The following is a 14,711-nucleotide window of genomic DNA, read 5'->3' on the forward strand; positions in this document are numbered from 1 at the left end:
AGACACCATGCGACCGAGTCGCCCGACCGATCCCGCCACCCGCTTCGACCGCCGGCGCGAAACCTGCGACCGCGACCGCGCGCCGACGCGCAACGCTTGATCCATCGACCTTCAGGAGACGATTCATGAGCAAGACTTTCGACTACATCGTCGTCGGCGGCGGTTCGGGCGGGTGCGTCGTCGCCGGGCGGCTGACCGAGGACCCGGCCGTGACCGTCTGCGTGCTCGAGGCCGGCGGCCGCGGCGACGGCGCGGTCGTCAACGTACCGACCGGCGCGGTCGCGATGCTGCCGACCCGCGTGAACAACTGGGCCTTCGACACCGTGCCGCAGCCGGGGCTCGGCGGGCGCATCGGCTACCAGCCGCGCGGCAAGGCGCTGGGCGGCTCGTCGGCGATCAACGCGATGGTCTATATCCGCGGCCATCGCGTCGACTACGACGGCTGGGCCGCGCTCGGCAACGAAGGCTGGGCATACGACGACGTGCTGCCGTATTTCCGCCTGAGCGAGCACAACGAGCGCTTCGACGATGCGTGGCACGGCCGCGACGGCCCGCTGTGGGTCAGCGACCTGCGCACCGGCAACCCGTTCCACGCGCGCTATCTGGAAGCCGCGCAACAGGCCGGCCTGCCGCTCACCGACGACTTCAACGGCGCGCAGCAGGAAGGCGTCGGCATTTACCAGGTCACGCAGAAGCACGGCGAACGGTGGAGCGCGGCGCGCGCGTACCTGTTGCCGCACGTCGGCCGCCGCGACAACCTGACGGTCGAGACGCACGCGCAGGTGCTGCGCATCCTGTTCGACGGCACGCGCGCCGTCGGCGTCGAAGTGCGGCAGCACGGCGAAGTCCGCACGCTGCGCGCGCGGCGCGAAGTCGTGCTCGCGGCCGGCGCGCTGCAGACGCCGCAGTTGCTGATGCTGTCGGGTGTCGGCCCGGGCCGCGCACTCCAGCAGCTCGGCATCGCGGTGCACGCCGATTTGCCCGGCGTCGGCCGCAACCTGCAGGATCATCCGGATTTCATTCTCGGCTACCGGTCGCGCAGCGTCGACACGATGGGCGTATCGGCGCGCGGCGGCCTGCGCATGCTGCGCGAGCTCGCGCGCTTTCGCCGCGAACGACGCGGAATGCTGACGTCGAATTTCGCGGAAGGCGGCGGTTTCCTGAAGACGCGCGCCGGCCTCGACGCGCCCGACATCCAGCTGCACTTCGTCGTCGCGCTCGTCGACGATCATGCGCGCAAGCTGCATGCCGGCCACGGGCTGTCGTGCCACGTGTGCCTGCTGCGGCCGCGCAGCCGCGGCTCGGTGACGCTGCACAGCGCCGATCCGCTCGCGGCGCCGCGCATCGATCCCGCGTTCTTCGACGATCCGCGCGACCTCGACGACATGGTCGCGGGTTTCCGGCTCACGCGCCGGCTGATGGAGGCGCCGGCGCTCGCCGAGTGGATCACGCGCGACCTGTTCACCGCGAACGTCACGACCGACGACGAGATCCGCGACGTGCTGCGCCGACGCACCGACACCGTGTATCACCCGGTCGGCACCTGCCGGATGGGACGCGACGCGCTCGCCGTCGTCGATCCGCAACTGCGTGTGCACGGCCTGCAGGGGTTGCGCATCGTCGATGCGTCGATCATGCCGACGCTCATCGGCGGCAACACCAATGCACCGACGATCATGATCGCCGAGAAGGCCGTCGACCTGATCCGCGGCGTTTGCCGCACGTCTGCGCAGCCGCATGCCGACACCGTCAGTGCATCGATTGACCGCGACACCGTTCTTGCGTCGTGCGCCGCGCACGCCGCCATTAAGCCGGAGGACACTCGTCATGCTGTCGCCTGAAACTTCCGGCGCGACCGAACCGGCCGCACCGCTTGCGGCGATCATCATCGGCGCCGGTTTCGCCGGCATCGGCATGGCGATCGCGCTGCAACGCGCCGGCATCCACGATTTCGTGATCGTCGAACGCTCGCACGACGTCGGCGGCGTGTGGCGCGACAACAGCTACCCGGGCGCCGCCTGCGACGTGCCCTCGCACCTGTACTCGTTTTCGTTCGAACCCAACCCGGCCTGGTCGCGCGTGTTCGCGCCGCAGCCCGAAATCCATGCGTACCTGCAGCATTGCGCACGCAAGTACGGCCTCGCGCGCCATCTGCGCTTCGGCGCCGACGTCGAGCGCGCACGGTACGACGAAGCGAGTGCGCTGTGGCGTGTCACGCTCGCCGACGGCGCGACGCTGAGCGCCGCCGTGCTCGTCAGCGGCACCGGCCAGCTAAGCCGCCCCGCGATGCCCGACTTGCCCGGCATCGACACGTTTCGCGGCCGCGCGTTCCACTCCGCGCACTGGGATCACGACTATGCGCTGGCCGGCAAGCGCGTGGCGGTGGTCGGCACCGGCGCGTCGGCGATCCAGTTCGTCCCGGCGATCGCCGGCGACGTGCAGCACCTGGTCGTGTTCCAGCGCTCGCCGGCGTACGTGATGCCGCGCCCCGACCGCGCGTATCGCCCGTGGGAAAAGGCGCTGTTCCGCCGGCTGCCGTGGGTGATGAAGCTGCATCGCGCATCGATCTACCTGCGCTACGAATCGCGCGCGATCGCGTTCACGCGCCTGCACGGGCTGATGGATCTTGCGGTCGGCCGGCCGTTCCGCAAGCTGCTGTCACGCGACGTGCCGGACGCCGCGCTGCGCGCCCGGCTCACGCCCGACTACCCGATCGGCTGCAAGCGCATCCTGCTGTCGAGCGACTATCTTGCCGCGATGAGCCGCGCCAACGTCGAGCTCGTCACGCAGCGGATTCGGCGCGTGACCGAAGACGGCATCGAGACCGTCGACGGCGTGCACCATCCGGTCGACGCGATCGTCTACGGCACCGGGTTCGCGGCAACCGAGTTCCTGTCGCCGATGCGCATCACGGGCCGTGACGGGCTCGATCTGAACGACGCGTGGCGACGTGGCGCGCAGGCGTATTTCGGGCTCACCGTGCCCGGCTTTCCGAACTTCTTCATGCTGTACGGCCCGAACACCAACCTCGGCCACAACTCGATCGTCTACATGCTCGAAAGCCAGATCGCGCACGTGATGCGTTGCGTGCGCGCGATGCGGCGCGACGGCGCGAACGCGATCGACGTCGACGCGCGCCGCTACCGGCGCTTCAACGTACACGTGCAGCAGCGGCTCGCAGGTTCGGTGTGGAGCAGTTGCAAGAGCTGGTACGTCGATGCGTCGGGGCACAACAGCACGAACTGGCCGGGCTTCACGCTGACCTACCGGTGGCTCACGCGTTTCACCGGGCTGTCCGCGTACCGCCTCTCGCATCCGCTGCCCGACGCCGCCGGGACGACACACGGCGTGGTGGTCGCGCCGCCCGCAGGCCGGCTGGAGGCGCTCGCCGCCGCGTCGCTGCGCGGCTTTCTGCGCGTCGCGTTCCGGCCGCTGATCGGGCCGCCGTTCGGCGCACGCATGCAGCGCCGCGTCGTCGCGTTGCTGTCGCCGCTGATGCCCGGCGCGGGCGGCACGCTGCGCTACCGAACGTCCGCGCACCGCGTGCCGGTCGAAGTCGTCGCACCGAAACGCGGTGATGCGGGCGGCGCGATCCTTTATCTGCATGGCGGCGCGTTCTGTCTCGGCGGACCGCATACGCATCGCGGCGTGACGACTCGGCTCGCGAACGACGCCGGCCTGCCGGTGTGGGTGCCCGACTACCGGCTCGCGCCCGAGCATCCGAGCCCGGCCGCGCTCGACGATGCGCTGGCCACGTACAACACGTTGCGTGCGCAAGGTCACGCGCCACACCGGATCGTCATCGCCGGCGATTCGGCCGGCGGCGCGCTCGCGCTGTCGCTCGCCATCGCGCTGCGCGAACGCGGCGAGCCTGCTGCTGCCGCGCTGCTGCTGATCTCGCCCGTGACCGACCCGGCGCTCGGCGGTGCGACGCTGGCATCGCGCCGCCACGACGATCCGATGATCCGGCGCGGCTGGCTCGAACAGGGGCTGCGCTGGTATCACGGCGCCGGTTCGGCCGCGGCGCGCGGCCCGCTCGACACCGACCTGCGCGGCCTGCCGCCGATGCTGATCCAGGCCGGCGACCAGGAGGTCCTGCTGTCGGATGCGCAGCGGCTCGCGCATCATGCAGTCGCGTGCGGCGTGCCGTGCCGGCTGGAGATTCATGCGGCGCGCTGGCACGTGTTTCATCTGCAGGCGTTTTACCTGCGGTCGGCACGGGACGCGTTGCGGACGCTGGCGGGGTTTGCGATGGAACGCGTCGCCGCGACGGCGTGACGACGAACCGGTGACATGCGGCGCTCGGCCGGACGGCGCATGCCCGACCGCCATGCACGCTTGCAACGAAGCGACACCGTTTTGCGAAAACCGGCCGGTTATTTTTTTCTGTCGCATACGGCCGTCATGATCTCCCGCAAGCCCCGGCGCGCCGCCGGGGCGCCCCCACCCTGGCGGAGAGATGATGAAAAGAAGGCACACCCTCAACACGCTTGCACTGCTCTGTTGCGTCGGCATCCAGTGCGCGACGTCGGCGTTCGCCGACGAACCGAAGAAGGTCGCGTTCGTCGACACGGGCAACACCGGGCGCAGCGTAATGGCCGAGGCGATTGCCGGCCAGTTGATCGCGCAGCGCCACGCACATGTCGCGGTGATCTCGCGCGCGGTCGACGAGGATCCGTATGACGAGAAGCCCGAGGAAAACGGCGTGATCCTGATGAAGCGGCGCGGCATCGACACGTCCGCGCACCGCTCGGTGCAGTTGAACGCGAACGACGTCAAGCATTCGGACGTGATCCTGACGATGACCGACAAGCACAAGGAGAAGGTGCTCGCGCTCTATCCGTCGGCGGCCGGCAAGGTGTTCACGCTCGCCGAATACGCAACCGGGAAGCACCTCGACGTGCCCGACGCATGGGGCAAGCCGATGGACTTCTACGAATCGGTGACCGCGCAGCTCGACACGTACATCCCGGCCGCGCTCGACAAGGTCGCGAGCACCGCACCCGCGAAGCCGTAACGCGCGACAAACCTGTCGGCTTGCCGGTTGCGCAATGCGCCGGTGCCGGCAGATTTGCCGTTCGCGTCATTCCGTCCCGACACCCCGCCCACGGCGCGTGCCCTTCATCGCGTCATCGATACAGGCCATTCGGCCGAATCGCCGCCGTACGCCCCGGATGAAAGAATGATCTTCGTCCGGGAAGCCGGCTTCGCTGCCTGACATCCCGAACCCTGAAGCAGCGCATGCGCTGCGGCCGCAACGCCGTTGCGCTGCGTGCCGTCTCGCGCCGGCAATCGGCAGCGCGGTGCATCGCACCCCGTTCACCCCGCCGGTGGCAGGCCAAAAAGCCGCATCGTTTCCATCACCCTTTTTGTAGCTTATAAGTTACAATGCTATCCAAGTTCGAACTGCTTCGCTATCAGCGCGACGACGGTCGCGAGCCTTTCACCGAATGGCTGAACGCCGTGCGCGACAAACTCGCGCAGGCGCGGATTCGCGAACGCCTGCGCCGCGTGCAGACAGGCAATTTCGGCGATTGCGAGCCTGTCGGCGAAGGCGTGATCGAACTGCGCATCCATGTCGGCGCCGGCTATCGCGTGTACTTCGGCCGGTACGGCGGTGCACTGGTGCTGCTGCTGTCCGGCGGCGACAAGGGCAGTCAGCCCGACGACATCAGGCGCGCAAAGGAACACTGGTTGAACTGGAAACGGAGGCAAATGTGAACAAGCTCAAAGGCGCGGTATCGCACCACGACGCGGAAGTCGCCGAACTCGGCGCCGATCGCGAACTCGCGGTGGCTTATCTGCGCGTCGCCATGGAATCGCTCGACGATCCCGACAACCGCGCGGCCGGCCTGCTCGCGCTGCGCACCGTCGCGGAAGCGTACGGCGGGCTCGGCGCGGTCGCGGCCGAAGCCGGCATCAGCCGCGAATCGCTGTATCGCACGCTGTCCCCCAACGGCAACCCGACGCTGAAAACCCTGCTGGCGGTGCTCAAGACCGTCGGCCTGCGCCTGTCCGTCGTCCCCGCGCAGCCGGCGCACGCGTAAGCGGCACACGGCCCGCTACGGCCGGACCATCCACACGAGCAGCATCTCGGCCGGCGCGGTATCCGTCCCCGCCGGCGGATGCTCGATCGTCGGCTCGACCGCCAGCGCCTGCGCGATCGTCGCCGCATCGTCGATCGGCGTCGTACGCACGAACGTCATCAGCCGCGCCGGCCGGTGCAGCACCTCGCGATACAGCGCGCCGTACCACAGCGGCCGCATGCCGAGCGCATCCTGCAACACGTACGGATAACGCCACAGCCGCAGCACGAGGCGGCTTTCCGGCTGGCCCGGATCGACGTGGACGAACACGCGGCGCGTGCTTTCGCCGTGCGTGTAGCGCGGCAGCACGGGTAACGTATCGGCAGTCGCCTGCGGCAGCAGCCAGCGCAGCGCGGTAGCCGGCGACCACGGCGTCGCGCGCTGCCAGCCGGCCTGCGCGAGATGACGGTCGAGCGTGTCGGACGTCGCGCTCCATTGCAACGGCAGATATTCCTCGCGGTCGCCACCGATCTCGGTGCGCCGCGTCGGCACGCGCTCCCACCCACCGCGCAGCCACTGGTCGACGGTCATCGCGACCACGTCGCCGACATGCGGGCGCGACGCGCGGTCGAGCTGCCATTGCGCGGGCACCGTCCAGACGCCCGCCGTCGCCAGCACCACCACCACCGCGACGAGCGCGCCCCGCGGCTGCACATGCTCGTGCACATGCCAATACGCATAGGCGCCGGCAAGCAGCGCGAACCAGGCCAGCCCGAGGCTCCAGCCGCCAAGCAGGCCCGACAGCCAGGTGTCGCCGACGTACAGCCGCGCGAAACCGCCGAGCACGATCCACAGCACGACGGCCGTCACGACCGGAATGCGCCACAGTGCGGGTCGGTCGCGCGTCAATACCCAGCCGAGGCCGCTGCTCGCGAGGATCGCGAACGCGGCTTCGGCATCGGGCAGCGGCACGTGCAGCGCGCCGGGCGGCAGGCTCGCGGGCGTTGTGCCCGGCATGCCCGCGCCGAACACCGGCACGAGCACGAACGCGATGCCGACCGTCGCGAGCCACCACGCGGCCGTCAGCCAGCAGCGATGGATCAACAGCCAGACGAGAAACGCGGCCGCGACGATCAGCCCCGTATCGTGCCCGTGCAGCACGGCAACCGCGCGCATCGTGGCGTCCACCGGCGGCGTGCGCAGGTTCTGCAGGAACGCGTACAGCGCGATGTCCGCGTGCATCAGCGGATCGTTCGCGACGACATCCTGCACGAGGCCCGCGAACAACCACACGCAGCCGATGAACAGCAGCGCGAGCACGGGCACCGTGCCCGGCAGGCGGCGCACGCGCGCGAGCGCGCCGTTCAGCCGCGCGCCGAGCCGCGGCCAGCGGTGCGCACACGCATGCATGGCCGCGACGAGCGCGCGGCGCAGCAGCGGCCAGCCGCGCCGCAACGCGACGCGCACGCCGATCCACACGAGCGCGACCAGCGCGGCGACGACCAGCAGGATCGCGGCGACCCGCACGCTGATCGCCGCGGCCAGTGCGGCCGACGCGCCGAACAGGATGCCCGGCGCCACATGCGCGGGCGCCCATACGAGTGCCGAGATCACGTTGACCGGATAAAAAGACCGGCGCGGCAGCGTCGCACAGCCGACGACGACCGGCACGACTGCGCGCACCGGCGCAAGGAAGCGCGCGAGCACGATGCTCTTCATGCCGTGACGTAGCACGAACTCCTCGCCGCGCGTATAGGCGGCTGCATAACCGAAGCGCGCCCACGCATTGCGGATTACGCCGCGGTAGCGCCGCCCGAGCTCATAGCTGATCCCGTCGCCGACCACGGCGCCAACGGCCGCGACGCCGATCGTCGTCCAGCCGTCGAGCGCGCCCGCACCGATCAGCGCCCCCGCCGCGAACATCACCGCACCGGCCGGCACGACGGTGCCGATCAGCGCGATCGCCTCGGCGCAGGCGGTCACGAACACGACCGTCAGCACGAGCAGCGGATGCGCGCCGATCGCGCCGATCCACGCGTGGATCGTGTCGCTCATCGCACGCTCCACCGCGATTCGGCGCGGCGTGCGAACACCGGGTCGGCAGTGGCGTGGGAAACGTTCATCGCGGGATGCGCGCGGTCGCGCCGGCGTAGGCGGTCAATCGAACTCGTGCTGTCGCGCATCGGCCTCGAGCGGCGCGTCGTGGTAGCCGACCGTCGCGATCTCCTGCAGATAGCGCGCGAGAAACGCGCCGATCGATCCGGCGGCCTCGAATTGATGCACGTGACGGAATTCATGGGTCAGCAGGCGGCGCGTATCGTGCCCGCGCAGCACATACACCGCATGGCCGAGGGTCAGGCCGATCGTCCCCGGCGACAACAGCCCCGTGTCGCGGGCGATCGCGGCGAGCGTGGGCGTTTCGGGAAACGGCATGCGGTCGACGATCACCACGCGGATCCGCTCCGGCTGCGCGACGCCGACCGTGCGCGCGTCGTCGACTTGCGCCGGCGTCAGCGGCGCACCCTGGGCGATCCCGCGTGCCGCCTCCGCTTCGGCCCATGCGACGGCGGCGGGCAGCGCGGACGGCAGGATATCGGCAAGGTCGATCATCGCGGGGCTCCTTGGTGGCGTAGTGGCATCGGGCACCAGTTTAGTCCCGAATCAGCAGGGTTCGCGGGGCGGCTCTCGACACACCGGCCGGCGCGCCCCGGTCGCGGTAGTCATCCGGGAATACCCGGCCACGCACGCGTTCCGCATCGTACCCTTTCCCGTGGATTATTTCGTTTTGGTGCACATTCCGCATCCGGCTATCTCGAAAATTTCCCGGATGTGTACCGTTTTCGGATTCGGCGGAATATATTGGTCAGAAGAACAGCCGCGGCGGCAACCGGACAGCCGTTCGCGGTGTCATCCCGAAGAGGATCGCTAGAAGATGATCAGGGTAATTCTGGCTGACGATCACGCAGTCATGCGGGACGGACTGCGTTACATCCTGGAGATGGCCGGCGGTTTCGAAATTGTCGGCGAGGCGAGCGACGGCACGGCCACGCTCGCGCTGGCCGAGCGCGCCGCCGCCGATGTGCTGCTGCTCGACTTGTCGATGCCCGCGCCGACCGGCATCGAGCTGATCCGGCTGCTCAAGCGCCACGCGCCGTCGCTGCGCACGCTCGTGCTGACGATGCACGCGGAGGCGCAGTACGCGGCGCGCGCGTTCAAGGCCGGCGCAACCGGCTTCCTGACGAAGGACAGTGCCACCGCCGAGCTCGTCGAGGCCGTCGGCAAGGTTGCGGCGGGCGGCATCTATGTGAGCCCGTCGGCGGCCGAAAGCCTCGCGCTCACGCTGCGCGCGCCGGCCGCGGCGCTGCCGCACGAGCGGCTGTCCGCACGCGAGCTCGACGTGATGCACCGCATCATCGCGGGCCAGACCGTCACGCAGATCGCGTCCGAACTCGCGCTGAGCGCGAAGACGGTCAGCACGTACAAGACGCGGATCCTCGAGAAGATGGAATTGCCGCACGAAGCCGCGCTGGTCCGCTACGCGGTGCGCCACGATCTCGACCCCGACGTCGACGACGCATGACGGCCGCCCTTCACCTCCCGCCCGCGCCGCCGGACGACGACGAGCCGGACGCGTCGCGCCTGTTCATGTCGTCGCTGCCGCCGCGCCGGCGCGAGCGGCGGCTCGCGCTCGCGACGGTCATCGTGTCGGCGATGTTCTTCGCCGCGCTCGCGCCGTTCGCGGGCGTGCCGCTCGCGCCGGGCTGGGCGTTCATCCCCGTGTATCAGTCGGCGATCGTCGTCAACGACATGGTCACGGCCGGCCTCCTGCTCGGCCAGTACGCGATCCTGCGCGAGAAATCGCTGCTCGTGCTCGCGGGCGGCTACCTGTTCACGGGCTTCATGGCCGGCACGCACATGCTGACCTTTCCCGGGCTGTTCACGCCGACCGGCCTGCTCGGCGCCGGCGACCAGACCACCGCGTGGCTTTACCTGTTCTGGCACGGCGGTTTTCCGCTGGCGGTCGCCGCCTATGCGCTGCTGCGCGTGGCGTCACGCGCGCGTCCGGCCCCGATCCCGGTCTCGGCCCCGAAGCGCCGTGCAGCGATTCCGGTCACGCTCTGCATCGCCGCGGCGGGCGGCGCGACGGTCGCGCTCGCGCTTCTCGCGACCGCCGGCCACGACCTGCTGCCGCGCATCATGAACGGCAACCGGATGGCCGCGACGATGACGAACGCGATCACGGTCGTCTGGGGGCTGAACCTGGTCGCGCTGATGCTGATGTGGCGGCAGCGGCGCCACCATTCCGTGCTCGACCTGTGGGTGATGACCGTGCTCGTCGCGTGGCTGTTCGACATTGCGCTGTCGTCGATGCTGAATCACGGGCGCTACGATCTGGGCTTCTACGCGGGCCGCGCGTACGGTCTGGTCGCATCGGGTGTCGTGCTGTTCGCGATGCTGTTCGAGAACGGCCGGCTGCATGCGCAGACGGTGCGCGCGCTGGCCGGCGCGCGCTACCAGCATCTGCTCGTCGTGCAGAAGAGCGCGCAGCTGAACGATGCGAACGAGCGGCTCGAACAGCGCGTCGCCGCGCGCACCGCGCAACTGAGCGCGTCGAACCGCGACCTGCGCCGCGAAGTCGAGGAACGCGTGCGCGCGGAGCGGGCACTGCAGGCATCGCGCGAGGAACTGCGCGAGATCGCCGCGATCAGCGCGACCGCGCGCGAAGCCGAGCAACGCCGCATCGCGCGCGAGCTGCACGACGAACTCGCGCAGACGCTCGCGACGCTGAAGAACGATCTCGAATGGCTGATCGACCACGTGCCGCAGGACGACGCGCCGCTTGCACGCAAGATCGCGACGATGCACACGCTGTCGCGCGGCGCGGTGGCCGCGACGCGCCGCATCGCGTCGGACCTGCGCCCGCTGATGCTCGACGATCTCGGTTTCGCCGCGGCGATGCAATGGCTCGTGGAAGATTTCCGGCACCGTCACGCAATCGTGTGCACGCTGCACGTCGACCCGCCCGAGCTGCAGCTCGACGAGCCGTATGCGACGGCCGTGTTCCGCATCGCGCAGGAAGCGCTCGCGAACGTCGCGCGGCACGCGGCCGCGTCGCATGCGAACGTCGAACTCGTGTGCGGCGACGATGCGATCGCGCTGACGATTCGCGACGACGGCGCGGGATTCGATCCCGGCGTGCCACGCAAGTCGAGCTCGTTCGGGCTGGTGGGTTTGCGCGAGCGTGCATATCTCGTCGGCGGCACGCTGCAGATCACGACGACGCTCGGCGAGGGTACGACCGTCGAGGTGGATATTCCGCTGCCGCGTGCGCCCGTGGCGATCGCGCATGGCGGGGATGGGGTTTCGCGGGGGTAGGTAGGCCTGCATGCCCGCACGGGCCCTGGCACGACGCTACAATTCGTCGCCGCCCTGCACATCCGTCGCGCCAACGCGCCGGCCGCCCGAATCCCCCTTCACCACGATGAAAACCCTCCTCACCTACGTACTCTGCTTCGTCGTCGTCGCGGCCGGCTGGCTGGCGGTATCGCTGCTGTGCTGGCCTGTCCTGCTCGCACTGCAGGCACTGACGACCGCCCTGTTCATCCCGCATCCGGCCGGCAGCTACGTCGGGCTCGGATTCGTGTCGACCGCGCGGCTGATGGATTTCCCGACCAGCTTCGTCGGCGCCTTGTCGGTGCCGTTCATGAATGTGCCGCTCGGGTTCATCGCGATCATCTGGTGGTTCGGCGTGTTGCTGATCGTGCCGTCCGCCTTCAAGCGTTATCGCACCAAGCCGCGCGGCCGCACATCGCGGGCCGTCCGGTGGCGCGCGGCCCGCTCGCTGCTGATCTTCACCGCCGTGCTCTTCGTCGTCGCGACGCCGTTCCTGCGGCGCTACGAAATCGTGACGCGGGATCACCTCTACGTGCGGCACCTGTTCGACTGGCACGAGCGCGCGTATCCGCTCGCGTCGCTGAAGGAGATCCACGTGGACATGCCCGAATACAACCGCGGCATCATCACGTGGGACTTCAGATTCGACGGCGACAACCGCTTTTCGACGACCGCGCCGGACATCGCCGCGCTCAAGTACCTGCTGTCGAACACACACGCATCGACCAACTTCAAGGTCGTCGGGAACCAGGTGATGATGCGGTGACACCGCGCGTGCTCACACCCGCGCCGCCACCATCCCCCGCTCCGAGCGCGTCCACGCGACCAGTGCGCCGATCCCGAGCAGCGCGAGACACACGATCGGCACGATCATCGGCCCGAACGCGGTGCCCGTCACCTTGCCCGCGAACGGCATCAGGTTCTGGCTGAAGAAGCCGCCAAGGTTGCCGATCGAATTGATCGCCGCGACGCTCGCGGCAGCACGCGCGCCGGTGAAGTAGCGCGGCGGCATCGACCAGAAGCACGGATACAGCAGCGGGATGCACGCGCCGCCGAGCACGAGCGCGACGAAGCGCAGCGGCGTCGACGGCAGCACGAGACTCAGCAGGAAACCGAGCGCGCCGAGCGCCGCGACGATCGCGATCGTGCGCAGGATGCTCTTCGCGCGGCGCAGCTTCGCCGGCAGCCACACCAGCAGCAGCACCGCGAGCGCCCACGGCAGCATGCTCAGGAAGCCGTTCGTGGTGCTCGACACGCCGAACGATTTCACGAGTGTCGGCAGCCAGTACGTGACGCCGTACAGCGACGTCGACATCAGCATGTAGGTTGCCGCGAACAGCATCACGCGCGGATCGAGCAGCGCCTTCCACGGCTGCCCGTGCTCGGCCTGCGCGGGCTTCTCGCGTTCGAGCGCGGCCGCGACGATCTGCTTCTCGCGCTCGTCGAGGAACGGCGCCTCGCGGAACGATGCCGGCAGCACGCGGAACACGACGATCGCGACGATCACGGCCGGGATGCCCGTTGCAATGAACACCCACTGCCAGCCCGCCAGCCCCCACACGCCATTCAGGCTCAGCAGCACGCCGCCGACCAGCGAGCCGAGCATGTTCGCGAGCGCGCTGCCGAGCGTGAAGATGCCGAGCACCTTCGCGCGGTAGCTCTGCGGAAACCACAGCGTCAGGTAGTAGATCACGCCCGGATAAAAACCGGCCTCGGCGATGCCGAGCAGGAAGCGCAGCGAGCAGAACGCGGGCATCGACGTCGTGAAGCCCATCAACACCGTGATGAGGCCCCACGTCAGCATGATCCGCGCGAGCCACACACGCGCGCCGTAGCGATGCAGCGCGAGCGTGCTCGGCACCTCGAACAGCAAGTAGCCGATGAAGAACAGCGACGACGCGAGCCCGAACGCGGCCTCCGTCATCCCGAGGCTGTGCACCATCTGCAGTTTCGCGAAGCCGACGTTCTGCCGGTCGATGAACGCGATCAGGAACATCACGACGAGAATGGGCAGCAGGCGCCGCGCCACCTTCGACATGATGCGCTGTTCTTCGGCGGACGCGGGGTCCAGGGTTTCGGTAGCGTTCACTGCAGGCTCCTTACGTGAATCGGTTGCGTATCGGTTGAATCGGCGCCGTGCGCGACGAAGGCACGGGCGCGGGATATTTCGATGAATGAGGTCCGGCGCAGGCCGGCGGCGTTCAGCCCGACCGGTAGTCGTCGAGCATCGGCGCGAACATCTCGTGCCACGCGCGCGGCTTCGCCTTGATCGTGCCGGCCAGGTACAGGAATTCGACGTAGTCCATCAGCTGGTTCGGCCGCACCGAGAAACGCGTGTCGGGTGCGGCGAGCATCCGCATCACGTCGTCGTGCGACACGCCGACGCCCGACGACGCCGCATAAAGCGCGGCCGCCGCGCGCGGGTCCTGCGCGATCAGGCGGTTCGCTTCGTCAAGCGCGCCGAGAAACGCGGCGGCCAGCGCGGGCTCCGTGTCGACGAGCCGCTTCGGCGCGAACACGACGTCGAGCGTCAGCGGGCCGAGCACGTCGACCGAACTCACGACGCGGTGGATGCCCGGCTGCCGCAACTCGAGCGTCGAGAACGGCGGCGACGTGAAGTGCGCGGTAACGCCGTTCTCGCGGCGGATCAGCGCCTGCATCGCCTGCGGATGCGGCAGGTTCACGGTGATCGAATCGAGCTGTGCGAAGTGCGCGGGGCCGAGCTGCCGGCTCGCGACCATCTGCAGCACGACCGCCGACAGCGACGTGCGGATGCCGGGCACCGCGATCCGGTCGGACGGCGTGAAGTCGCGCAGCGACACGAGGCCCGGCCGGTTCGCGTTCAGCGACAGCGACGTGGTCGACAGCCCGCTGATGCCGATTACCTCGACATTCGGAATGCCGCGCGCCCGCGCCCACAGCTCGATGAAGCCCGGCGCGCCGGCGCCCGCGAAATCGAGCGTGCCGGCCATCATCGCGTCGTTGACGGAATTGCCGCCGTCGAGCAGCACCCAGTCGACCGCGACGTCGCGCACGCCGTGCCGTGCCGCGTGCCGTTCGAACAGCCGCTGCTTCTCCATCACGAGCAGCGGCAGGTACAGCACGCCATAACCTTTCGAGATCCGGACCGTGCGCGGCTTCGCGCGCACGAACGACGGCGCGGCGAGCACGCCGAGCCCGGCGGCGATCAACGCGCGGCGGCGCGGCGACGTCGTCATGCCCGGGCCCCCGCGCGGCGGGCGGCAAACAGCGACGCGAAGGCCAGCGTCGTGCCGCGCCGCGCGTGCGTCG

The 14,711-nt window shown here is 69.3% G+C and carries 12 protein-coding genes; 8 read left to right on the forward strand and 4 right to left on the reverse strand.

Annotated features, from left to right (window positions below; genetic code table 11):
- Positions 1-125: 125 nt before the first annotated feature.
- The 5 genes from ACN22W_RS27105 (at position 126) to ACN22W_RS27125 (ending at position 6,047) form a co-directional block, all read left to right on the forward strand.
- Positions 126-1,841, forward strand: coding sequence for a GMC family oxidoreductase (locus ACN22W_RS27105; RefSeq protein ID WP_419687831.1), 1,716 nt, complete (start codon positions 126-128; stop codon positions 1,839-1,841).
- Entirely contained in the window at positions 1,828-4,278 is a 2,451-nt protein-coding gene (locus ACN22W_RS27110) for a flavin-containing monooxygenase (RefSeq protein WP_419687832.1), read from the forward strand. Before ACN22W_RS27105 ends, ACN22W_RS27110 begins: the two co-directional genes overlap by 14 nt.
- 184 nt (positions 4,279-4,462) lie before the next feature.
- Positions 4,463-5,017: a protein tyrosine phosphatase gene (locus ACN22W_RS27115; RefSeq protein WP_193101239.1), complete on the forward strand. Its 555-nt coding sequence runs from the start codon at positions 4,463-4,465 to the stop codon at positions 5,015-5,017.
- Positions 5,018-5,388: 371 nt separating this feature from the next.
- Complete coding sequence (locus ACN22W_RS27120; RefSeq protein WP_343490663.1) at positions 5,389-5,721, forward strand: type II toxin-antitoxin system RelE/ParE family toxin; 333 nt, start codon at positions 5,389-5,391, stop codon at positions 5,719-5,721.
- Positions 5,718-6,047 (forward strand): DNA-binding protein, encoded by a 330-nt coding sequence (locus ACN22W_RS27125; protein ID WP_047901651.1) that lies wholly within the window; start codon positions 5,718-5,720, stop codon positions 6,045-6,047. The genes ACN22W_RS27120 and ACN22W_RS27125 overlap by 4 nt, the downstream gene beginning before the upstream one ends.
- A gap of 15 nt (positions 6,048-6,062) precedes the next feature.
- Here the strand turns inward: ACN22W_RS27125 and ACN22W_RS27130 are convergent, their stop codons facing one another.
- Both ACN22W_RS27130 and ACN22W_RS27135 read right to left on the reverse strand, forming a co-directional pair.
- Positions 6,063-8,081, reverse strand: coding sequence for an LssY C-terminal domain-containing protein (locus ACN22W_RS27130; protein WP_419687833.1), 2,019 nt, complete (start codon positions 8,079-8,081; stop codon positions 6,063-6,065).
- A gap of 102 nt (positions 8,082-8,183) precedes the next feature.
- Positions 8,184-8,636, reverse strand: coding sequence for a hypothetical protein (locus tag ACN22W_RS27135; RefSeq protein ID WP_419687834.1), 453 nt, complete (start codon positions 8,634-8,636; stop codon positions 8,184-8,186).
- A 322-nt stretch (positions 8,637-8,958) separates the two neighbouring features.
- On the opposite strand from ACN22W_RS27135, the gene ACN22W_RS27140 reads away from it, so the two are divergent.
- The 3 genes from ACN22W_RS27140 (at position 8,959) to ACN22W_RS27150 (ending at position 12,186) form a co-directional block, all read left to right on the forward strand.
- Positions 8,959-9,606 (forward strand): response regulator, encoded by a 648-nt coding sequence (locus ACN22W_RS27140; RefSeq protein WP_419687835.1) that lies wholly within the window; start codon positions 8,959-8,961, stop codon positions 9,604-9,606.
- Positions 9,603-11,402: an MASE4 domain-containing protein gene (locus tag ACN22W_RS27145; protein WP_419687836.1), complete on the forward strand. Its 1,800-nt coding sequence runs from the start codon at positions 9,603-9,605 to the stop codon at positions 11,400-11,402. Before ACN22W_RS27140 ends, ACN22W_RS27145 begins: the two co-directional genes overlap by 4 nt.
- Positions 11,403-11,508: 106 nt before the next feature.
- Positions 11,509-12,186: a hypothetical protein gene (locus ACN22W_RS27150; protein ID WP_419687837.1), complete on the forward strand. Its 678-nt coding sequence runs from the start codon at positions 11,509-11,511 to the stop codon at positions 12,184-12,186.
- A 12-nt stretch (positions 12,187-12,198) separates the two neighbouring features.
- Here the strand turns inward: ACN22W_RS27150 and ACN22W_RS27155 are convergent, their stop codons facing one another.
- Together ACN22W_RS27155 and ACN22W_RS27160 are read right to left on the reverse strand one after the other, a co-directional pair.
- Positions 12,199-13,509, reverse strand: a complete 1,311-nt coding sequence (locus ACN22W_RS27155; protein WP_129516607.1) for an MFS transporter — start codon at positions 13,507-13,509, stop codon at positions 12,199-12,201.
- A 112-nt stretch (positions 13,510-13,621) separates the two neighbouring features.
- The gene (locus ACN22W_RS27160) at positions 13,622-14,638 is read right to left on the reverse strand and encodes an ABC transporter substrate-binding protein (protein WP_419687838.1); all 1,017 of its coding nucleotides are present in this window, start codon (positions 14,636-14,638) and stop codon (positions 13,622-13,624) included.
- Between the last annotated feature and the right edge of the window lie 73 nt (positions 14,639-14,711).

Source organism: Burkholderia theae (assembly GCF_048565265.1).
GTDB lineage: Bacteria > Pseudomonadota > Gammaproteobacteria > Burkholderiales > Burkholderiaceae > Burkholderia > Burkholderia theae.

Excerpts from the sequence above, each read along its gene's own strand:
- ACN22W_RS27105 (WP_419687831.1), top strand. The coding sequence starts at position 126 with ATGAGCAAGACTTTCGACTACATCGTCGTCGGCGGCGGTTCGGGCGGG.
- ACN22W_RS27110 (WP_419687832.1), top strand. The coding sequence starts at position 1,828 with ATGCTGTCGCCTGAAACTTCCGGCGCGACCGAACCGGCCGCACCGCTT.
- ACN22W_RS27115 (WP_193101239.1), top strand. The coding sequence starts at position 4,463 with ATGAAAAGAAGGCACACCCTCAACACGCTTGCACTGCTCTGTTGCGTC.
- ACN22W_RS27135 (WP_419687834.1), bottom strand. The coding sequence starts at position 8,636 with ATGATCGACCTTGCCGATATCCTGCCGTCCGCGCTGCCCGCCGCCGTC.
- ACN22W_RS27160 (WP_419687838.1), bottom strand. The coding sequence starts at position 14,638 with ATGACGACGTCGCCGCGCCGCCGCGCGTTGATCGCCGCCGGGCTCGGC.
- ACN22W_RS27145 (WP_419687836.1), top strand. The coding sequence starts at position 9,603 with ATGACGGCCGCCCTTCACCTCCCGCCCGCGCCGCCGGACGACGACGAG.
- ACN22W_RS27150 (WP_419687837.1), top strand. The coding sequence starts at position 11,509 with ATGAAAACCCTCCTCACCTACGTACTCTGCTTCGTCGTCGTCGCGGCC.
- ACN22W_RS27130 (WP_419687833.1), bottom strand. The coding sequence starts at position 8,081 with ATGAGCGACACGATCCACGCGTGGATCGGCGCGATCGGCGCGCATCCG.
- ACN22W_RS27140 (WP_419687835.1), top strand. The coding sequence starts at position 8,959 with ATGATCAGGGTAATTCTGGCTGACGATCACGCAGTCATGCGGGACGGA.
- ACN22W_RS27120 (WP_343490663.1), top strand. The coding sequence starts at position 5,389 with ATGCTATCCAAGTTCGAACTGCTTCGCTATCAGCGCGACGACGGTCGC.